Origin of the sequence: Janthinobacterium saanense (assembly GCF_014200675.1) — a bacterium.
In the GTDB taxonomy this organism is placed as follows: domain Bacteria; phylum Pseudomonadota; class Gammaproteobacteria; order Burkholderiales; family Burkholderiaceae_D; genus Janthinobacterium.
Genome location: NZ_JACHCI010000037.1, coordinates 1 through 20,754 on the forward strand (window position 1 = coordinate 1; position 20,754 = coordinate 20,754).

Sequence of the window (20,754 nt, forward strand, 5' to 3'; positions counted from 1 at the left end):
CCATCCTGCGGCGCTTCCTGTACGCCGCCGCAGCGACCGGCAGGCGAACTGAGGCTTCGCTCAGGCTGGCAGATGAAGATCAGCGCTAATCAACTTTTATTTTAGTGTCCCGCCACCTGGCCCGTACTGCTGCGCCGTCCCGGCTTGAACGCATGCGAGCGCGCCGACCAGGCGATGACCAGGGCCAGCAACAGCAGCGCCGCTACCGCCCAGGGGAAGGACGCCACGCCCCAGGTATCGAGCAGCGCGCCGCCCAGCAGGCCGGCGGCGGCAATCGCGCCATTCCAGGCCACCACATTCATCGATAGCGCCACATCGGCGCCATCGCCGGCTGCGTCGGCCAGGGCCGTTTGCAGCAGGGTTGCCGCGCCGCCAAAGCTGATGCCCCAGATGGCCATGCCGATATATACCACCGGTGCACTATTCGCGGCCAGGCCGAACACCAGCGCCGTGGCGGCAAACGCCGCCAGGCTGGCCAGCACCGTGCTGCGCAGATGGCGCTCTACCAGTCTGGCCGTGAGCCAGATGCCCAGCATGGCGGCCACGCCAAAGATGAGCAAGACCAGGTCGACACGGCCACCGAGTCCGGCTGGCGCCACGAAGGGCGCGATATAGGTGTACAGGATGTTATGCGCCAGCATCCACGCGATGACGACGGCCAAGACGGCCCGCACCCCCGGCGTATGGAGCACCTTGCGCAGCGGCATGCGTTCACGGCTACTCTGGCCCGGATAGTCGGGCACTTTGGCCAGCACCCACAAAATCAGCAGCAAGGTCATGGCCGACATGATCCAGAACGCCGTGCGCCAGCCCACGGTCGCACCCAGCAAGGTGCCGAGTGGAACGCCCAGCGAGAGCGCCAGCGGAGCGCCAACCATGGCCAGCGCCAGCGCGCGTCCCTGCTGTTCGGGCGCCACCATGCGCCGCGCATAGCCGGCCAGCAAGCTCCAGGCCAGGCCCGCTGCCACGCCGGCAAAGAAGCGGGCGATCAGGGTCAGCACATAGTGGGACGACAGCGCCGTGGCCGAATTGAAAATGAAGAAACCGGCGATAGTGAGCAGCAAGACGTTGCGGCGCCGCCAGCCGCGCGTGGCGATGGTCAGCGGTATCGCGGCCAGCAGGGAGCCCAGCGCATAGGCGGTGACCATCTGGCCGGCCAGGGTAGGGCTGATGGAGAGCCCCTCGCTGATCTGCGGCAGCAAGCCGGCGGGTAATGTTTCGGTGACGATGCAGATGAAGCCCGTCATGGCCAGGGCCAGCAAACCTGAAATGGGCAGGCGGTCAGGCTGGGCGTGCCTGATCTGTGTTGCGGTGTGAGTCAAGGTCTATCCTTTGCGAGTGGTGAGTGTCGATATATGTATCGATCGGTATAAATATAGGCCGCAGCGCTCCGGCTTGTCAATGACTTCTGTATCGAGTAGTATCGAAGTCATCGAAAAATGGAATAAAGAAGGAGCGGACAATGGCGCAAATGGGCCGGCCACGCACGTTTGACCGTCAGGCAGCCATCGAGCAAGCCATGCACCTGTTCTGGGCGCACGGTTATGAATCGACCTCGCTGAGCCAGCTCAAGGCGGGCATGGGCGGCGGCATTTCCGCGCCCAGCTTTTATGCGGCTTTCGGTTCCAAGGAAGCCTTGTTCCGCGAAGCCGTGCAGCGCTACCTCGATACCCATGCGCGGGTGACCGAATGTCTGTGGGATGATGGCTTGCCGGCCAGGGCGGCAGTTGAACTGGCCCTGCGGCAATCGACGAAAATGCAGTGCGAGCCTGGCCATCCGAAAGGCTGCATGGTGGCGCTGGGCACCATGAGCGCGCCCACGCCCGAACATGCGGCCGTCGCCGAGCCACTGGCGCAGTCGCGCGCCCGTTCGCGGGCCGGCTTTGTGCACTGCGTTGAACGCGCTATCGCCAGCGGTGAGCTGACAGCCGCGGCCGATCCCCATTTCGTGGGCGCCATATTTGACGGCTTCCTGCTGGGGGTCTCCATCCAGGCGCGCGACGGCGTCGCATACGAAGTCCTCGATGCGGCGATCAAGCAACTGATGGTAGTGTGGGATACCAATTTGGCGCATACTAAGAGTAACTCGGCGTCCGCCTGAGTGCCCTTTGCCTGGAGCTGCAATGAAAAAAATGGTCTTGCTGGTGTCGGCGTTTCTTATGATTAACACTGCACAGGCAGGGCCGCTCGACCCCGGGCGGGTAGCGGGGAAAAATTTTGATCTGGCACCTTTCCTGTTGCAAACGCTCGATGCCAGCCTGCAATTCACGGAAGTCGATCCTATCGGCTCTTATCAAGACAGCTATTTCTTTACCGACCAGCATACGGGGGCAATGACCTTCCGCGTACCGTCGGGAGCCGGCCATAGCGGGCATTCCGAGTTCCCCCGCGTGGAATTGCGTGAAAAGGGCAATTGGGCCATCGATGCCGCCAGCAAGCAGCGGCGTACATTATCGCTTGCGCTGCGTGTGCTGGCCGAGCCAACAACAGGGGAATTGATCTTTGCCCAGATCCATGGCGAGCGTAGCGGCGGCTCGGAAGCGCTGAAAATGCGCTGGAGCCATGGCGATATCGTGATGGGCGTGAAAAAGCATTATGGCGACAAGGAACAGCGCATCATTCTGTTGCGCGGCGTGGCGCTGGGCAGCCGTATCGAGTGCAAGCTGGCTGTGCGCGGCGATACCTTGAACGTCGAGGTGCGTAACGGTACAGAGGACGTGAAACAGGTATTTGCCTATGCGTCCGATGCCTGGAAAGCGATCCCTGTGTATTACAAGGTGGGGCTTTATTCGCAAGACAAGCAGCAGGATGGCAGCACGGCCAGCGTTGCGGTGGAACGTCTGGAATTGAGCGAGTCGATCTGAAAAACGGATGCCAGCAAGGGCATCCGCTCTGTATTGCCAGTTACGCCAGCTCTGTAATAAATTCCTGGCGGGCGCGGCGGACTTTTTTCAGGTTCACCAGCCAGTCGCCTTCATCGGCGCGGTAGCCCAGCGGCAGCATCACGACCGAACGCAGGCCGCGTGCACGCAGGCCCAGGATCTCATCGACCTTGGCCGGATCAAAACCTTCCATCGGGGTCGAATCGACGTGTTCGGCGGCGGCCGCGATCAGCGCCGTGCCCACGCCGATATAGGCCTGGCGGGCGGCGTGCTGGTAATTGCTTTCCGCATCGCGCTGCGGGTAGCTGTTCAACAATTGCTGGCGATACGCTTCCCAGCCTTCGTTCTTGACGCCGCGCTCGGCATTGACCAGGTCAAACATATGGTTGATGCGCTCGGCCGTGTAATTGTCCCAGGCGGCAAATACCAGCAGGTGCGAGCTGTCCGTCACTTGCGCCTGGTTCCAGGCGTGCGGCTTGATCTGCTCGCGCAGGGCAGGATTGGTGACCACGAAGACTTCATATGGTTGCAAGCCGCTGGAGCTGGCCGTCAGGCGCACGGCTTCCAGGATGCGTTCGACTTTTTCTTGTGGCACAGCTTTCGCCGGGTCCATTTTTTTGGTGGCGTAGCGCCATTGCAGGGCTTGCAGCAAGTCGGTCATGGTGGGTACTCTCTTTATCAATGAAATATACAGGGAGAAATGATAGCAGTTTCCGCCATTTCAAGTCCGCCGGCCAAAACAATGGCTCAACTTGCTACTGCGCCATTATCGAGCGGCCAGCGTATGGTCAACACCGTGCCGCCCGCAGCGCCGCGCGCGCAGGCCGCGCTGCCGCCGTGGGCACGGGCGATGGCTTCGACCACGGCCAGCCCCAGGCCGCTGCCGGCGTTGAGGTCGTCCAGGCTGTCGCCGCGCCGGAAGGCTTCGAATACATGCGGCGCCAGTGTGTCCGCGATGCCGGGGCCGGCGTCTTCCAGAGTCAGGTAATACTGGCCGTCGTGCACGCGGGTGCTTAATCGCAGGGAACCGGGGTCTGCATGGCGGCGGGCGTTGTCGAGCAGGGCCAGCACGATTTGCCGGATGCGCGCCGCGTCGCAGCAGACCGGATGGTCGGACAGGTCCAGCTGCAAGGTATAGCCCTTTGTTTCGAGTTCCTGCTTCAGCAGCCGGCTCACTTCGCCGATTTCCAGGGTCAGGTCGGTCCAGGCCATGCGCAGCTGCATCTGGCCGCTGTCGGCCAGGCTCAAGGTGCGCAAATCTTCCACCAGCCGGCCCAGGCCTTCGACTTGCGACAGCAGGCTGCCGAATTCCACATCTTCCGGCTTGAACACGCCATCGACCACGCCCTGCAAGGTGCCGCGCAAGATGGTCACGGGCGTGCGCAATTCATGGGCGATGGCGGCATTCCAGGTCAGGCTTTCCTTGGCCGTGCGTTCCAGGCGTTCAGCCATGGTATTGAAATCATCGACCAGCATCGCTGTTTCACCGAGGCTGCGGTCGCCCGCCGAGGCGCGCGCCGACAAATCGCCATGGGCTACGCGGCGCACGCTGTCCATCACGGAATTGAGCGGTTTCAAGATGCGGCGGGTCAGCTTGACGGCCGAAAAAGTGGCCAGCACCAGGCCGAAGATGGTGATGGCGAAAATCCACAGCCATTCGGCCATGGTGGGCGCCCATTCTTCGGGATCGGACAGCATCTCGGGGTCGATCTTGAAGATGATGGCGTAGAAAATCCAGGAGCTGATCCAGATCATCAGTATGCTGAGCAGCATCAGCATGGACATCGACAAGATGATTTGCCGGTTCAGCCCGATCAAGCGCATGGCTGTTCGCTTTCCAGCCGGTAGCCCACGCCGCGCAGGCTGGCCGGCATATTCGGCAGCCCCGCCTCTTCGAGTTTCTTGCGCAGCTTGCTGACATGGCTGTCCACCGTGCGTTCCAGCGAATTACTTTCGGGCATGCACGATTCCAGCAGCTCCAGGCGGCTGCAGACGCGCCGCGGCGTGCGCGCCAAATGCGCCAGCAGCCTAAATTCCGTCAGGGTCAAGGCCAGCGGCACGGCTGCGCCATGACGCAGCACGCTGGCGACATACGTTTCCTGGTCGATTTCGATGGGGCCGCAGCGCAGCGGCGCGCGGCTCGTTTCCACTTGGCCCATGCGTGCGCGGCGCAGCACGGCGGCCACGCGCGCCACCACTTCGGCCGGATTGAAAGGCTTGACGATGTAGTCGTCGGCGCCCACGCGCAGCGCGGCCAGCTTGTCGGCATCCTGGTCGCGCGCGGTCAGCATGATGACGGGCGTTTCGCCGCGCCGGCGCACTTCGGCCAGCACATGCCAGCCATCGTATTGCGGCATTTGCACGTCCAGCAGCATCAGGTCGGGCTTCTGCGCCAGATGCTGTTCCAGCGCTTCGCGGCCATCGTGCGCAAAGACCGTGCGGTAGCCGTCGCGCTCCAGATAGCCGGCCAGGATGCGGGCGATTTGCGGTTCATCTTCGGCGATCAATATGAGGGCGGCGGAAGGCGGGGCGGGGCGCGCGGACGGACTGCCGGCGTCTTGATAACTGCTATGTAAACGGATCATGCGAATAGTCTAACATTGTTCTCTCATTGTTCTCTATCTCCATCGAATCTCCACACTTCTTCGACTAAATGTCCATCTGCCTGGCCTAAGCTGCTCTACCCCTCGACCGGACCGCCGGTCGCGACCAGCGAAAGGCAAGACCATGTATCCGCATATCCGCATCAAGAAAAATACCGCCATCGTCGCGGCCCTGTTGTGCCTTGCCGCCTGTTCCAGACCCGCGCAAGAACCCCCTGCGCCAGCCGCCTCGGTCACGGTGCTCAAGCTGCAATCGGCACCCGTGCTACTGAGCGACACCTTGCCGGGCCGGGTGGCCGCTTACCGCACGGCCGATATCCGCCCGCAAGTGGGCGGCATCGTGCTGCGCCGGCAATTCGAGCAGGGCGCCGACGTGCGCTCCGGGCAAAAGCTGTTCCAGCTGAACCCGGCGCCCTTCCAGGCCGACGTCGACCTGGCCGCCGCCGCCCTGCAGCACGCGGTCGCCACGGCACACCGCGCCACGACCCAGGCCGAGCGTTTGAAGCCTTTGATGGAAGCGGACGCCATCAGCCGCCAGGCGTATGACGATGCAGTGGCTCAGCGCGAGCAGGCGGCGGCCAATGTGGCGCAGGCGCGTGCAGCTTTGGCGCGGCGCCGCCTGGACCTGGCTTTTGCCAGCATCGACGCACCCATATCCGGGCGCATCGGCCAGGAACTGGTCGGCGAAGGCGCGCTGGTGGGGCAGGCCGACGCGGCCCCCATGGCGCGCATCCAGCAAATCGACCAGGTGTATGTGGACGTGCGCCAGCCGGCTTCTGCGCTGGCTTCCCTGCAGGCCGCGGGGCCGGCCGGTGTCGACAAGCTGCCCGTCACCATCCTGGCGGCCGACGGCAGCGAGTACCCGGTCCAGGGCCGCATCCTGTTCTCCGGCATCAGCATCGATGCGGGCACGGGCGACGCCACCATCCGCGTGCTGGTCGACAATCCGCAGCGCCAGCTCTTACCGGGCATGTTCGTGCGGGCCCGCATCGCGCGCGCTGCGCAGGCCGATGGCTTGCTGCTGCCGCAACAGGCCGTGCTGCGCAATAGCGACGGGGCCGCGCAAGCCTGGGTACTCGATGGCAAGCACAAAGCGACCTTGAAGCCGATTGCGGTGGGCGACGTGATCGCCCACCAGTATGTGGTCACGGGCGGCTTGCGCGCGGGCGACACCGTGGTGGTCGAAGGCCAGGAACGCTTGCAGCCTGGCGCCACCGCCGCACCGCAGCCATGGAAACGGGCCGGCGCGCAAGCGGCGGCAGCAACTGCCACGCCGCGCTGAATGCACTTTTGACACTCCGCTTATTGAAAGCTTAAACAATGCCGCAATTTTTTATCGACCGCCCGGTCTTTGCCTGGGTGGTGGCGATCTTTATCGTCCTGTTCGGACTGATCGCCATACCGCAATTGCCGATTGCGCGCTTCCCTTCGGTGGCGCCGCCTTCCGTCAGCATCGAGGCCAGCTACCCCGGCGCCACGCCGCAAACCATGAATGATTCGGTGGTCAGCCTGATCGAACGTGAGCTGTCGGGCGTCAAGAACCTGCTGTACTTCGAGTCTTCGGCCGATACTTCGGGTTCCGCGTCCATCACCGTCACCTTCAAGCCGGGCACCAATCCCGAAATGGCGCAGGTCGACGTGCAGAACCGCCTGAAGGCGATTGAGCCGCGCCTGCCGCAGGCGGTGCGGCAAAATGGCCTGGGCGTGGAATCGGCGTCGTCCGGTTTCCTGATGATCGTCAGCCTCAATTCGGCCGGTGGCCAGTTCGATGAAGTGGGACTGGGCGACTACCTGGCGCGCAACGTGACGGAAGAACTGCGCCGCATTCCCGGCGTGGGCAAGGTGCAGCTGTTCGGCACCGAACGGGCCATGCGCATCTGGGTCGACCCGGCCAAACTGGTGTCGTACAACCTCGCCATGGGCGATATCAGCGCCGCAGTAGCCCAGCAAAATGCGCAGATCGCCCCCGGCCGCCTGGGCGACGCGCCCTCCATTGCCGGCCAGAGGGTGACCGTGCCCTTGACGGTGCAGGGCCAGCTGCAAACGCCGCAGCAATTTGCCGCCATCATCCTGCGCGCCAATCCTGACGGCTCGAAAGTGACCGTCGGCGACGTGGCCAGGGTGGAACTGGGCGCGCAAAGCTTCAACTTCAGCATCCGCGAAAACGGGCAGGCGGCGTCCGGCGCCGCCATCATGCTGTCGCCGGGCGCTAACGCCGTGCAGACGGCCAGCGCCGTGCGGGCGCGCATGGCCGAATTGGCGCCCGCCATGCCGGCCGGGATGGAATACTCGGTGCCCTTCGATACGGCGCCCTTCGTGAAAATCTCGATAGAAAAAGTGGTCGCCACCTTGATCGAGGCAATGGTGCTGGTCTTCCTGGTGATGTATCTGTTCCTGCAAAAGATACGCTACACCCTGATCCCCGCCATCGTCGCGCCGATTGCGCTGCTCGGTACTTTCACCGTGATGCTGATGGCCGGTTACTCCGTCAACGTGCTGACGATGTTCGGCATGGTGCTGGCGATAGGCATCATCGTCGACGACGCCATCGTGGTGGTGGAAGCGGTCGAGCGTTTGATGGCTACCGAAGGCCTGTCGCCGAAAGAGGCGACTTCCAGGGCCATGCGCGAAATCACCGGCGCCGTGGTCGGCATCACGTTGGTGCTGGTGGCCGTCTTCATTCCGATGGCGCTTGCCAGCGGTTCGGTGGGCGCCATCTACCGCCAGTTCACCCTGGCGATGGCGGTCTCTATCCTGTTCTCGGCGTTCCTGGCCTTGACCCTGACACCGGCCCTGTGCGCCACCATGCTCAAACCAATCGGCCCGCATGAGCATGAAAAAAAGGGCTTTTTCCTGTGGTTCGACCGCCAGTTCGAGCGCATGACGCGCCGCTACGAAGCGGGTGTGGTAGCCATGCTCAGGCGCGCGGGCCGGTCCATGTGCGTCTACGCCGCCATCGTCGCTGCGCTGGGCGTGGCCTTCATGCAACTGCCGTCGGCCTTTCTGCCGGAAGAAGACCAGGGTTATTTCATGACCTCGATCCAGCTGCCGTCGGACGCCACCATGGAGCGCACGCTCGATGTCGTCAAGCTGTATGAACAGCATGTGGCGTCGCGGCCCGGCATCGCCGTGAACCAGTCCGTGCTGGGCTACAGTTTTTCCGGTTCCGGCCCGAACGCCGCGCTGGCCTTCACCATGCTGAAGGACTGGAAGGAGCGCCACGGCGCCACCGCCCAGGAAGAAGTAGCGCTGGCGCAGCAAGCCATGGAGCAGGCGAAGGAGGGCATGATCATGAGCTTGATGCCGCCCGCCATCGATGAACTGGGTAATTCCTCGGGCTTCAGCGTGCGCTTGCTGGACCGGGCCAACCAGGGCCATGACGCCTTGCAGGCGGCGCAAAACAAGTTGCTGGGCCTGGCCGCGCAGAGCGGCAAGGTGGCTGGCGTGTATCCGGACGGCTTGCCGGCCGGCGCCAGCGTGCGCCTGGAAATCGACCGCAGCAAGGCCGAAGCGCTGGGCGTGTCGTTTACGGCCGTGGGCGACATGCTGACGGCGGCCATGGGTTCGACCTATGTCAACGATTTTCCGAACGCAGGTCGCATGCAGCAAGTGATCATCCAGGCCGATGCGCCGGCGCGCATGCAGTTGAACGATGTGCTGGCGCTGCGGGTTCGCAATAACGCGGGCGGCATGGTGGCGCTGGGCGAGCTGGTGCACCCCGTATGGAGCGAAACGCCGCTGCAGCTGGTGCGCTACCAGGGCTACCCGGCATCGCGCATTTCAGGCAGCGCCGCGCCTGGCGTGTCCAGCGGCGACGCCATGCTGGAAATGGAGCGCCTGGCGCAGCAATTGCCGCCCGGCTTTGCGCTGGCCTGGACCGGGCAGTCTCTGCAGGAGCGCGTATCGGCGTCGCAAGCGCCCATGCTGATGGCGCTGTCGATGCTGGTGGTGTTCCTGGTGCTGGCCGCCCTGTATGAAAGCTGGGCGATTCCGCTGTCCGTGATGCTGGTCGTGCCCCTGGGTTTGCTGGGCGCCGTGCTGGCCGTGATGGTGCGCGGCATGCCGAACGATGTGTTCTTCAAGGTGGGCATGATCACGATTATCGGCCTGTCGGCGAAGAACGCCATTTTGATCGTGGAGTATGCGCGCCAGTTGCAATCACAGGGCAGAGGCTTGCTGGAAGCGGCCGTGGAAGCGTCGCGTTTGCGTTTGCGTCCCATTTTGATGACCTCGCTGGCCTTTGCGCTGGGTGTGGTGCCCCTGATGCTGGCCACCGGCGCCAGCGCCGAGACCCAGCATGCGATCGGCACGGGCGTCTTTGGTGGCATGCTGAGCGCCACCGTGCTGGCCGTCTTCTTCGTGCCCGTCTTCTTTGTCGTCGTGCTGGGCGCGGTGGACAGGCTGGCGGCGCGCTGGCGGCCACGAAAAAACAATACCGCCGTCAAGGCGCTGGAAGGACAGGCATGAAGTTTCGCTATTTTACTTTTTCACTGCTGGCACTGAGTTTGTCAGCCTGCAGCCTGACGCCGGCGCTGGTGAAACCTGCCTTGCCGGTGCCCGCAAGTTATGGTCCGACCTTGCCGGAAGCCGGCGGCAATGCGGCCGACCTGGGCTGGCGCCAGATGCTGCTGGATCCGCGTTTGCAGCGGCTGGTCGAACTGGCGCTGCAGAACAACCGCGACTTGCGCCTGGCCGCGCTGAACGTGGACGCCGTGCGGGCCCAGTACCAGATCCAGGATGCGTCCCGCTATCCGGCCGTGGGCGCGGCGCTGGGCGGCACGCGCCAGCGCGGCACTGACAACCAGTTCACGGCCGGCATCGCCATGAGCGCCTTCGAGATCGACCTGTTCGGCCGTCTGCGTTCCCTGTCGGACGCCGCCTTTGCGCGTTACCTGGCAACGGTGGAGGGCCAGCGCGCTACCCAGCTTGTGCTGATAGGCGCCGTGGCTGACGCTTATCTGGAAGAGTGCCTGGCCGAAGAGCAGCTGCTGTTGTCGCGGCAAACCCTGCGCGACTGGCGCGAGGCATTGATCCTCACGCAGCGCCTGCGGGCGGCGCAGCAGGGTAGTAGCCTGGACGTGGCGCAAGCCGAAGGCCAGGCGGCGCAGGCCGAAGCGGATGTGTTGGCGCGCGAACGGGCGCTGCTGCTGGCGCGCAACCAGCTGGGCCTGCTGCTGGGTGGGCCGCTGCCTGATGCGTTGCCAGCTGGCTGGCCGTTAGCCGATCAGCCTGTGCTGACGCAGCTGCCGGCAGGTGTACCGTCCGATTTGCTGGTGCGCCGACCCGACATCGTGCAGGCGGAATATGCGCTGGTGGCGGCCAATGCGGAAATCGGTGCGGCCCGCACCGCCTTCTTACCGCGTTTGTCGCTGACGGCGCAGCTGGGGCTGGCCAGCCCCGAACTGGGCGACTTGTTCCGTGGCGGCGCGCGCAGCTGGTCGTTTGCGCCGCAAATCACGCAGCCGCTATTCCAGGGCGGCCAATTGCGGGCCGAATTGCAGCTGTCGAAAATTCGCACGCAGGCGGCGGTGCTGCAATACGAGCAAGCCATCGCGACGGCGTTTCGCGAGGTGAACGATGGCCTGGCCGGCAGCGCCACTTTTGCGCAGCAGATCGCCGCGCAGCAAAGAGTGGTGGCCGCCTCCGGGCAGCGGCAGCGTTTGTCGGCCCTGCGTTATGGCGCCGGCCAGGATAGCCGATTGGAATTGCTCGACGCCCAGCGCCAGGCTTACGCTGCGCAGCAAACCTTGCTGGACTTGCGGCGCGAGCAGTTCAAGTCGGCTATTGCCTTGTACAAGGCGCTGGGTGGCGGGCTGGAAGAGTAAAGCTTAGCGCGCGCCTGCTTCGGCCTGCAGCCATGCCCGGAAGGCGGCCAGCCGGGGCAGGCTGGCGCACTCGGCCCGGTAGACGATGTAATAGGCCAGCGGCGAGTGCAGCCGCAGCTCGGGGAACAGGCGTACTAGCCGGCCGGCGGCCAGGTCGTCGCCCGCCATCACGCTGCGGGCCAGCGCCACGCCGCTGCCATCGATGGCAGCCTGCAGCACGGCCGCTGAATTGTTGATGCGCAGGCCGCGTTTTTCCATCATATGCTCCACGCCCGCCTTGTCCAGCCACGCTTCCCAGGTCGGGAAGCCTGCGTGACCATCCATCGACAGGTCGTGCAGCAGGGTGACATTGGCCAGCTCGGCTGGGGAGTGCAACACTCCCTGTTTGTGCAGCAGCGCCGGCGAGCAGACCGGGTAAATCTCTTCTTCCATCAGTTTTTCCGCCACCAGGCCGGGCCAGATACCGGCGCCATAGCGCACGCCGATATCGATGCGCTGGGCGGCGAAATCGACGGGCTTCAAACTGGTATCGAGCCGCACGTCGGTTTCCGGCCAGGAGGCCTGGAAGCGCTCGATGCGCGGCAGCAGCCACTTGGCGGCGAAGGCAGGGCTGACGGTGACGGTCAGCAGACCGCTGCTGGAGCCTTCCCTGAGTATGTCCAGTCCCAGACTGAGTTTATCGAGGCCGGCGCGGATATCGGGCAGCGCGCGCAGCGCCGCATCGGTGACCACCAGCCTGGCGCGGCCAGTGTTAAAACGGTGGAACAAGGGTGAACCCAGCCAGTCTTCCAGGCTGCGCACCAGCTGGCCGACGGCGGCCGGCGTGACGTTCAGTTCTTGTGCGGCGGCGGAAAAACTCTGGTGGCGGGCGCTCGCTTCAAAGGCCCGCAAGGCGTTCAGGTACACAGGCGTTTTCATGGCGCTCATGGTGATGTGGAAGGAAATAGCCGGCTCGCGAGAAAGTCGATGAACACGCGCAGCTTGGGTGGCAATTGTTTACCGGACGGCCACATGATGTGGAAGGGCGCGGGGTTCTCGACGCAACCGGGCAGTATCTGCACCAGCCGGCCCGCCGCCAGATGCCCATCGATGGCGAAGTCCGGCAGGTAGGCGATGCCCAGCCCCTGCAAGGCAAACAGGATGCGCGTTTCCAGGTTGTTGCAGATCACCGAGGTGGGCAGCTGGAAATCGGCCGGCAGGGTTTCCCCGTGCAGCGGCCATAGCTGGAACTTGCCCGTGTTGGGATAGCGGAACTGGATGCAGCTATGCTGCGCCAGTTCGCTGCCAGTCTGTGGCAAGCCGCGCGCGGCAAAGTAGGCGGGTGCGCCGACGATCAGCATGCGGTAGGCGCCCAGGCGGCGGGCCGTCAGCCGCGAATCGGGCGCGTCGCCGCTGCGGATCACGGCATCGAAACCTTCTTCGATCACGTCGACCTGGCGGTCGGTGAAATCGAGATCGAGGTCGACCTCGGGGTAGCTTTGCTTGAACTGCGCCAGCACCGGCAGGAATGGGTCGCCGATCAAAGGCAGGCTGACCCGCAGGCGGCCGCGCGGCGTCAGTGTGGCTTGCGACAGCTCCGCTTGCGCTGCCTCGACTTCAGCCAGGATGCGGCGGCTGCGCTGCAAAAACATGGCGCCTTCCGCCGTCAGGGTCAGGCTGCGCGTGCTGCGGTGGAACAGGCGTACGCCCAGCTGCTCTTCCAGCGCGCCGATGCGCTTGCCGATGGCCGACGCCGACACGCCCAGCAGCCGTCCCGCCGCCACCAGGCTGCGCGTTTCTGCCACTTGCACGAAGACATTCAGGGCGCTGATGCTGTCCATGGTGAAATCCATTGCGGAGGATTATCTCCGTAAATAACGGAACTATACCCCACTTACTCCGCAAATGCCTGAGCGCTAAGCTGGCAGCCATCTCTCCAACTTAATAAAAGGCTGATCATGAACACGCTGTCCACTACCACCGAGCGCTGGGAACTTGCCGCTTATGGACTCGATCAACTGGCGCTGCGCCAGGCGCCGCTGCCATCGCCCAAGGCGGGTGAAATCGTCATCGCCACCGGGGCCGTGTCGCTCAATTACCGCGACGTGGAAGTGATAGACAATGGCATGGGCGCCACCCTGGAATTCCCCTTCATACCCGCGTCCGACCTGGCCGGCCGTGTGCTTGCGGTGGGCGAGGGCGTGACGCGTTTTGCCGTCGGCGACCAGGTGCTGTCAGCTTTCATCCCTGGCTGGCGCGATGGCGCCTCGCTGTCCTGGTCAGTGGCGCCCACGCGTGGCGGCCCACTGCCCGGCGTGCTGGCGCGCCATGTGGTGGAACCGGCCGACTGGTATGTGCATGCGCCGCACTCCTTGAGCGCGCAGGAAGCGAGCACCTTGCCGGTGGCGGGCTTGACGGCCTGGATGGCGCTGATCGAAAAAGGCCAGCTGCATGCAGGCCAGAGCGTGGTGGTGCAGGGCACGGGCGGCGTCTCGCTGTTTGCGGTGCAGCTGGCGGCCGCCCATGGCGCCCGAGTGATCGTCGTCAGCGGCAGCGACGAGAAGATCGAGCGTGCCATTGCGCTGGGCGCCAGCCATGGCATCAACCGCCATACGACGCCGGATTGGGAACAGCAAGTGCTGGCATTGACGGGTGGGCGCGGCGCAGATCATATCCTGGAAATGGCAGGTGGTGCGAATGTCGAACACTCCTTGCGCGCCGTGGCGCAGGGTGGCCGGATTACCGTGATCGGCCTGCTCGAAGATGACCGTTTCAGCTTGTCCGTGATGGCGCTGCTGGCCAGCCGCGCAACGATCACGGGCATCGCTGTCGGTTCGCGCCGCGCGCTGGAAGACCTGGTGCGGGCGGTGGATGCGCTGGGCATCCGCCCCGTGATCGATGCCAGCTACGCGTTCGATGAATTGCCGCAGGCGCTGGCCCATGTGCGACGCGGGGCGTTTGGCAAGATCGTGGTACGGGCAGACTAAGGCGCGCCGCGCGGCAGGGTCAGGCTAACCACCAGGCCTTTTTCTGCCCCATTCTGCAGGCTCAGTTCCCCATGGTGGGCCTGTGCTACCGTTTGCGCGATGGACAGGCCCAGGCCGAAGCCGCCGGTGGCTGCGTTGCGCGAAGTCTCCAGCCGGTAAAACGGTTCCAGCGCCCGCACCAGTAGCGCTGCGGGGATGCCGGGGCCGTCGTCGCTGATGCTGATGACGACTTTGCCCGCTTCATCGCGCACGCTGACGTGGGCTGCGCCGCCGTAGCGGATGGCGTTGTCGATGATGTTTTGCAGGCAGCGTTTCAGGCTGCGCGCATAGCCGGGCAGGGGCGCGGCCTGTCCTGTCACGCTGACCTTGCCGCCGGTTTCCGCAAAGTCGCTGCACAGGCTGGCCAGCAGGCTGTCGATATCGACCGTCTGCTGCTGTTCATGCAAGCCGCTGTCCTGCACCATGGTCAGGGTAGCGCCCACCAGCGCATCCATTTCGTCCAGGTCGCGGCGGAACTTGATGCGGTCCGCTTCGCCGGGCAGCAGTTCCGTGCGCAGTTTCAAGCGCGTGATGGGCGAGCGCAAATCATGCGAGACGGCCGCCAGAAAGCGCGTGCGTTCGGCGATATTGTCGATCAGCCGCTGCTGCATGGCGTTGAAGGCCTGCGACGCCTTGCGCACTTCCGTGGGGCCGCTGGTAGCCAGTGGCGCACTGAAGATATTCTTGCCCAGCTTGTCGGCGGCGTCGGCCAGCCTGCCCAGCGGCTGCATCACCAGGCGCACGGCCAGCCAGGCCAGAAAAATGACGGCGGCGATGCGCAGCAGATAAATACGCAGCAGATAATCGATGGCGGCTGCGCGCGGCGCCGTGCTCATGCCTGCCTGGCCTTCGAGCGCTTCGGCCTGCAGCCACTGGCCGTCGTGCAGACGCAGTTGCACGATGAAGTGACCGGAAGGATAAGCGTCGTGCAGCAGTGAAAACCAGCTGTCTTCGTTCGGTTCGGCGTGGGTCAAACGGATATCGAGCACGCGCACCCGGTGGTGCGACAGTTCATCGCTTTGATCGCCGAGGCGCTGGCGCAAGACATCGAGAAACAGCTCGCTGCTGAACAGCGCATTGCGACCCACGGCAGGCGTTGCAGGCGAGGGACCATCGACGGCGCTCACCTTGAAATCCTTGCTGCTGATGGCGTCGAACATGGCGAGCCGGCTGGCGGCTGGCACCGCATCGAGCATGCGCACGGCGTCGGCCAGGCGCGTGGCTGCCAATCGGGTAGGGATTTCCATCGCCTTGCCATAACGCATGTCGTACCAGATGGTGCCCGTCAGCGCCTGCGCCGCCAGCATGCCCACGATCAGCACCATCGCCAGGCGGCCCGACAGGCTGCGTGGCCATAGCCGTTGCAGCACAGGCTTCATGCCTGGTAAGCCACGTCGGCATTGAGCATATAACCGCCGTTGCGGATGGTCTTGATCAGGGCTGGCGTGCGCGGATTGTCGCCCAGTTGCTGGCGCAAACGGCTGACGCAGACATCGATGGCGCGGTCGAACGGCAGGCTTTCCTTGCCATACACGGCAGCGAGCAAAAAGTCGCGGCTCAGGGTGCGCTTGGGATGGTCGAGCAAGGCGCGCAGCACCAGATAGTCGGAACTGCCCAGTGACAGGGTCACGCCCTGCGGCGAGCGCATCTGGCGCGCGCGCGTGTCGAGCTGCCAGCCTTCGAAGCTCACCGTGCCGATACGGTCGGCTTCCTGTTTTTCCGGGAAACTGCGGGCGCGGCGGATGATGACCTTGATGCGCGCCAGCAGTTCGCGCGGGTCGAACGGTTTGGGCAGATAATCGTCGGCGCCCACTTCCAGGCCCACGATGCGGTCGACCAGGGTGCCGCGCGCCGTCAGCATGATGACGGGGATATTGCGCCGCGCGCGCAACTGGCGGCATAGCTCCAGGCCGTCGTCGCCGGGCAGCATCAGGTCGAGGATGATCAGGTCGACGGGCCGGCTGGCCAGCACCTGCCACATCTGTTCGCCGTCCGCCGCCGTGTGCGCCTGGTAGCCTGCGCTCTCCAGGTACACCGACAGCAATTGCCGTATTTCTTCGTCGTCATCGACGATCAACACCTGATCCGCTCGTTTCATCTTGCCGTACTCATTCGCTCAACTCATTCTCTAAAAAACATTTTTTTGTAATCGCATGTGACGTTGCCGTGGCGTAAACACATTCCATTACATTTCAGGGCTGTTGCCCCGTTCTTGCCCCATATGCCAGCCATTATAGTGCCTGTAGATGAGAATCATTACAATTTACAGAGGATCCCCCATGCGTCATCGCAGCACCGATAACAGCAATCACAGCAATAGCAGCACGACCGCCGATAGCATTGCCTCGCTTTTTGCACAGTATGGAAAATTGTCCGCCACCGTCGGCCTGGCCATCACCTCCCTGGGCGCCACTGCCAGCGGCACTGCGCTGGCCGCCGATGCCGATGCCGCCACCACCGCTGCGGCCGAACCGCAGCAGCTCAATGCCGTGGTGGTGAAAGCCGAGCGGGTAGCGCCGGCCTACAAGCCCGAGCACCTGAGTTCGGCCAAGTTCGCCCAGCCGCTGCTGGACACGCCGCAAAGCATCACCATCGTGCCACGCGAAGTGCTGACGGAACAGAATGCGCAAAACCTGCAAGACATCCTGAAAAACGTGCCGGGTATTACCTTTACCTCGGGCGAGGGCAACCTGGGCTGGGGCGATCTGTTTACCATCCGCGGCTTTTCATCCGAACAAAGCCTGACGGTGGACGGCATGCGCGACGCCGGCATGTCCAGCCGTAACGACACGTTTAATCTGGACCAGGTAGAAGTCTTCAAGGGCACCGGTTCCATCGAATCGGGCACCTCGGCCGTGGGCGGCACCGTCAACTTGGTCAGCAAGGAAGCCCGGCTGGGCAACAGCAACAACGTGTCGGTGGGCGTGGGCAGCGCCGCTTACCGCCGCGTGACGACAGACTTGAACCGCCAGCTCGATGCTGGCAGTGCCTTGCGTTTCAACGTCATGAAACAAAAGAACGACGTGCCGGGCCGCGATGTGACGAACAATAATCGCCAGGGTCTGGCGACTTCGTTCGTCACGGGCCTCGATGGCCCGACGCGCATCTATGTCGACCTGTTCCACCAGGAAGACAAGAACGTGCCGGATGGCGGCTTGCCGATTCAAAGGGGGACTGGCGGCCAGCCCATGGCGAATGTGCCACACAGCGCCTGGTTCGGCAGCGACGCCTACACGCAGCAAACCACGGCCGACTCGTTCACATTAAAACTCGAACATGACTTTGCGCCGGGCGTGAAAATCCGCAACCAGTCGCGCTGGGCATTGACCGACAATCTGTCCGTGCTGTCGCCAGCCCGCTTCAACGCGGCCAACGCCAACGGCAGCACGCAAGGCACTTCGCTCGGTTACGTGGGCGTGGGCGGCCTGACGAAAGTGGGCGGCATTGCTTCCTATACCGATTTTAACAATGTCACGCAGCCGTATGGCGTGCTGCGCGGTGGCGATTTCGGCACCTCGAAGCGCTACAAGATAGCAGCCAACCAGACCGATTTCAGTCTGGCTTTCGACACCGGTTTCGTGCGCCATGAAGTGGTGACGGGCCTGGACCTGTACCGCGAAAGCTATGGCGACTTGCAGCGCACCGTCAACGCGCCAACCGGCACCTTGTGGTTCAATATGGCGAACCCGCAAGTGGTGCATGGCAGCGTGCCTACCGTGAAGGGCAGCGCGGGCCTGGAATCGCAGATAAGCAATGCGGGTCTGTATGTAACAGATGCGATCCGCTTCACGCCGCAATGGCGCATGGTGGCATCCTTGCGCTATGACCGCTGGAAGGCCGATACGTCGACATTGGGCGTGAGTACCTCGAGCAGCAGCGCCGGCGCCGTCAGCGGCAGGGTGGCGGCCATGTACAAGCCGGTCGACGACGCCAGCATCTACATCGCTTACGCCCAGGCGGCGCAGCCATCGGCAATCGGTGCGTCGACCAATAATGCGATTTACGGTTCGGCTGCCGCGTCCGCGTATTCGCCAGCCACTTCGAAGACAGTGGAACTGGGCGGCAAATGGGATGTGCTGCAGCACCGCCTGGCGCTGACGGGCGCCATCTTCCGCACTTCCGTGAACGATTCGTGGGAATACGGCGACGACGATGTCTCCCCCGTACGGGCCTTGCCGGCCAAGCGCGTGCAGGGCGCGGAACTGGGCGTGCAGGGCAATATCACCCAGCTCTGGTCCGTGTATGGCGGCATGTCGCGCTTGATGAGCAAGCAGACCAAGGGCATCAACCAAGGCAGCGAAGCGAAGAACGTGCCTGACCTGACCTTCAATATCTGGACCTCGTACGAAGCGGCCAAGGGCCTGGTCTTCAGCTATGGCGCGCAGTATGTGGGCGAGCGCCGTTATTCGGACAATGCCTATGTCGGCGGCTTGAACAACAATAGCAGCACCGTGAATGGCCCCGCAGGCAAGGCGCCCGTCTACGTGCTCGATACGGAAAAAGCGCCGTCGTACTGGGTGCAAAGCCTGGCCGCCCGCTACCGCGTCAATGAGCGCCTGGCACTGAACCTGAATGTGCAAAACCTGGCCAACAAGTTTTACTGGGCGCGCATCGGTTCTTCGCTGGACGGCTTCCAGCTGTACGGCGTGCCGGGCGCCAGCCGCAGCGTCAGCCTCAGCGCGGACCTGAGTTTTTAAGCCGATGGATGAGCGCATCAGCGTGGGCCAGTTGGCCGGCTTGCCGGCATCCGATTGGACCAGCATGCTGGCCGGGGCGGGGGAACTATCCCTGCCGTGGCTGGAGGCGGCCGCCCGCCAGGGCGTGCCGCGCGCGCAAGCCATCCTGGCCCAGCGTTGGCTGACTGGCGATGGTCTGCCGGCCGACGCAGCGCAGGCGGTCTACTGGTTTCGCCAGGCGGCTGCGCGCGACGATCTCGAGGCCATCAATATGCTGGGACGCTGCCTGGAAAACGGCTGGGGCGTGCCGGCCGATGCGCAGCTGGCCGTGTACTGGTACCGCCAGGCGGCCATCGGTGGCCTCGATTGGGGCCGCTACAACCTGGCCAACTTGCTGATGAGCGGCAAGGGTATCGCTGCCGACCGTCCTGCCGCGCTGGTCTTGTACCGCCAGGCGGCAGGGCAGGGGCACGCCAAGTCCATCAATATCATCGGCCGTTTTCATGAAGAAGGCTGGGAAATGCCAGCCGACCTGGCGCAGGCGGCGGTGCATTACTGCGCGGCGGCCGTGGGCGGCGATTTTCGCGGCCAGTTCAACCATGCGCGGCTGCTGCTGGACAAGGGCAAGCCGCAGCAGGCGCTGGCCTGGCTGCGCGGCATTCCAGCCAGCGCCACACCGGCATTTATGGCCAATCTGCGGCCATGGCTGCAGGCCTCGCCGCTGGCCGCGATCCGCGCGCTGGCGAACGAAGCGCCATTTCACCCTCAATAAAGGACAACCATGCTGCATCTGAGCTCCGTGCTTGATTCCACCGAGCTGGCCCAGGCCCGCGCCATGCTGGCCGGCGCCGACTGGGAAGACGGCCGCGCCACCTCGGGCAGCCTGCCTGCGCAAATCAAGCGCAACCGGCAACTGCCGGCGCAGGGGCCGGCCACGCAGCGATTGCAGCAACTGGTGCTGGACGCCTTGCGCCGCAACCAGCTGTTTTTTTCAGCCGCGCTGCCGCGCCGGATCGCGCCGCCCATGTTCAGCCGCTACCAGGGTAGCGAAGACCACGCTGGCGATTATCTCGACGACCACGTCGACGTGGCCATGCGTATCCTGCCCGATGGCGAAAGGGTGCGCACGGATTTGTCATGCACCCTGTTCCTCAGCGATCCTGAAGAATATGCGGGCGGCGAACTGGTGATCTTTGACAACTGGCGCGATGAACAGGTGAAGCTGAAGGCGGGCGACATGCTGCTGTACCCGGCCGACAAGATCCACCGGGTCAATCCCGTCACGGCGGGCCAGCGCTACGCCAGCTTCTTCTGGATCGAAAGCATGGTGCGCAGCGAAGAGCAGCGCCGCTTGCTGTTCCAGATGGACCGCGACCTGATGCTGCTGCGCGCCACGGCGCAGGAAGGCCAGGCGCCGGCCGTGCTGGGCCTGACGGGCGCATACCACAAGCTGCTGCGCATGTGGGGGCAAGGGTAATCGAGGCCATGTAGAATCGAGGGATCGCCTGCATGGCATCGTTCAAGGATAGACAGTGACTAACCATATCGCCCCGGTCCCGCTGGAAAAAGCCTACCGCCTGCTTAATCACGGCCCATCGGTGCTGGTCTCGGCCCGCCATGGCGGCGTGGATAATGTGATGGCGGCCGCCTGGGCTTGCGCACTCGATTTGTTGATTAGCGCTGATCTTCATCTGCCAGCCTGAGCGAAGCCTCAGTTCGCCTGCCGGTCGCTGCGGCGGCGTACAGGAAGCGCCGCAGGATGG

General features: G+C 64.0%; 17 protein-coding genes and 1 pseudogene. 10 read left to right on the plus strand and 8 right to left on the minus strand.

Translation table 11 applies throughout. The features are described from left to right. Positions 1-101: 101 nt before the first annotated feature. The gene (locus HDE72_RS27330; RefSeq protein WP_465053044.1) at positions 102-1,322 is read right to left on the minus strand and encodes an MFS transporter; all 1,221 of its coding nucleotides are present in this window, start codon (positions 1,320-1,322) and stop codon (positions 102-104) included. Between the two features lie 140 nt (positions 1,323-1,462). Here HDE72_RS27330 and HDE72_RS27335 point away from each other — a divergent pair, with 140 nt between their 5' ends. Both HDE72_RS27335 and HDE72_RS27340 read left to right on the plus strand, forming a co-directional pair. Further along, positions 1,463-2,101, plus strand: coding sequence for a TetR/AcrR family transcriptional regulator (locus tag HDE72_RS27335; RefSeq protein WP_183748710.1), 639 nt, complete (start codon positions 1,463-1,465; stop codon positions 2,099-2,101). 58 nt (positions 2,102-2,159) lie between these two features. Next, positions 2,160-2,864, plus strand: a complete 705-nt coding sequence (locus HDE72_RS27340) for a polysaccharide lyase family 7 protein (RefSeq protein WP_183759343.1) — start codon at positions 2,160-2,162, stop codon at positions 2,862-2,864. Between the two features lie 40 nt (positions 2,865-2,904). Here HDE72_RS27340 and HDE72_RS27345 read toward each other — a convergent pair whose 3' ends face one another. The 3 genes from HDE72_RS27345 to HDE72_RS27355 all read right to left on the minus strand — a co-directional run bounded on the left by HDE72_RS27345 (position 2,905) and on the right by HDE72_RS27355 (position 5,467). Next, positions 2,905-3,543 carry an NAD(P)H-dependent oxidoreductase gene (locus HDE72_RS27345; protein WP_183748712.1) on the minus strand — a complete coding sequence of 213 codons (639 nt, stop codon included), beginning with the start codon at positions 3,541-3,543 and terminating at the stop codon, positions 2,905-2,907. An 86-nt stretch (positions 3,544-3,629) separates the two neighbouring features. Beyond that, entirely contained in the window at positions 3,630-4,706 is a 1,077-nt protein-coding gene (locus HDE72_RS27350) for an ATP-binding protein (protein ID WP_183748713.1), read from the minus strand. Beyond that, positions 4,697-5,467: a response regulator gene (locus HDE72_RS27355; RefSeq protein WP_183748714.1), complete on the minus strand. Its 771-nt coding sequence runs from the start codon at positions 5,465-5,467 to the stop codon at positions 4,697-4,699. The genes HDE72_RS27350 and HDE72_RS27355 overlap by 10 nt, the downstream gene beginning before the upstream one ends. 142 nt (positions 5,468-5,609) lie before the next feature. On the opposite strand from HDE72_RS27355, the gene HDE72_RS27360 reads away from it, so the two are divergent. Genes HDE72_RS27360 through HDE72_RS27370 form a run of 3 tightly spaced genes read left to right on the plus strand, consistent with a single transcriptional unit; the run spans position 5,610 to position 11,310 of the window. Continuing rightward, positions 5,610-6,767, plus strand: a complete 1,158-nt coding sequence (locus tag HDE72_RS27360; protein ID WP_183748715.1) for an efflux RND transporter periplasmic adaptor subunit — start codon at positions 5,610-5,612, stop codon at positions 6,765-6,767. Positions 6,768-6,805: 38 nt separating this feature from the next. Further along, positions 6,806-9,952 carry an efflux RND transporter permease subunit gene (locus tag HDE72_RS27365; RefSeq protein ID WP_183748716.1) on the plus strand — a complete coding sequence of 1,049 codons (3,147 nt, stop codon included), beginning with the start codon at positions 6,806-6,808 and terminating at the stop codon, positions 9,950-9,952. Next, on the plus strand, positions 9,949-11,310 hold the full coding sequence (locus HDE72_RS27370; protein ID WP_183748717.1) for an efflux transporter outer membrane subunit: 1,362 nt from the start codon (positions 9,949-9,951) through the stop codon (positions 11,308-11,310). The genes HDE72_RS27365 and HDE72_RS27370 overlap by 4 nt, the downstream gene beginning before the upstream one ends. 3 nt (positions 11,311-11,313) lie before the next feature. On the opposite strand, the gene gcvA is transcribed toward HDE72_RS27370, so the two are convergent. Both gcvA and HDE72_RS27380 read right to left on the minus strand, forming a co-directional pair. Continuing rightward, positions 11,314-12,228, minus strand: coding sequence for a transcriptional regulator GcvA (gene gcvA / locus HDE72_RS27375; RefSeq protein WP_183748718.1), 915 nt, complete (start codon positions 12,226-12,228; stop codon positions 11,314-11,316). Between the two features lie 5 nt (positions 12,229-12,233). Then, complete coding sequence (locus HDE72_RS27380) at positions 12,234-13,130, minus strand: LysR family transcriptional regulator (RefSeq protein ID WP_183748719.1); 897 nt, start codon at positions 13,128-13,130, stop codon at positions 12,234-12,236. A 117-nt stretch (positions 13,131-13,247) separates the two neighbouring features. On the opposite strand from HDE72_RS27380, the gene HDE72_RS27385 reads away from it, so the two are divergent. Continuing rightward, entirely contained in the window at positions 13,248-14,276 is a 1,029-nt protein-coding gene (locus HDE72_RS27385; protein WP_221291428.1) for a zinc-dependent alcohol dehydrogenase family protein, read from the plus strand. On the opposite strand, the gene HDE72_RS27390 is transcribed toward HDE72_RS27385, so the two are convergent. Next, complete coding sequence (locus HDE72_RS27390; protein ID WP_183748720.1) at positions 14,273-15,694, minus strand: ATP-binding protein; 1,422 nt, start codon at positions 15,692-15,694, stop codon at positions 14,273-14,275. The genes HDE72_RS27385 and HDE72_RS27390 overlap by 4 nt on opposite strands. Continuing rightward, entirely contained in the window at positions 15,691-16,413 is a 723-nt protein-coding gene (locus HDE72_RS27395) for a response regulator (protein ID WP_183748722.1), read from the minus strand. The genes HDE72_RS27390 and HDE72_RS27395 overlap by 4 nt, the downstream gene beginning before the upstream one ends. A gap of 181 nt (positions 16,414-16,594) precedes the next feature. Between HDE72_RS27395 and HDE72_RS27400 the strand changes: the two genes are divergently transcribed. The 4 genes and pseudogenes from HDE72_RS27400 to HDE72_RS27415 form a co-directional block, all read left to right on the plus strand. Beyond that, a complete protein-coding gene (locus HDE72_RS27400; RefSeq protein ID WP_183748724.1) occupies positions 16,595-19,012 on the plus strand; it encodes a TonB-dependent receptor in 2,418 nt (805 codons plus the stop codon). A gap of 4 nt (positions 19,013-19,016) precedes the next feature. Beyond that, positions 19,017-19,763: a tetratricopeptide repeat protein gene (locus tag HDE72_RS27405; protein WP_183748726.1), complete on the plus strand. Its 747-nt coding sequence runs from the start codon at positions 19,017-19,019 to the stop codon at positions 19,761-19,763. A gap of 9 nt (positions 19,764-19,772) precedes the next feature. Next, positions 19,773-20,468 carry a Fe2+-dependent dioxygenase gene (locus tag HDE72_RS27410; RefSeq protein ID WP_183748728.1) on the plus strand — a complete coding sequence of 232 codons (696 nt, stop codon included), beginning with the start codon at positions 19,773-19,775 and terminating at the stop codon, positions 20,466-20,468. A gap of 55 nt (positions 20,469-20,523) precedes the next feature. Beyond that, positions 20,524-20,664 (plus strand): annotated as a pseudogene (locus tag HDE72_RS27415) (flavin reductase); the annotation flags it as partial. Positions 20,665-20,754 lie beyond the last annotated feature (90 nt).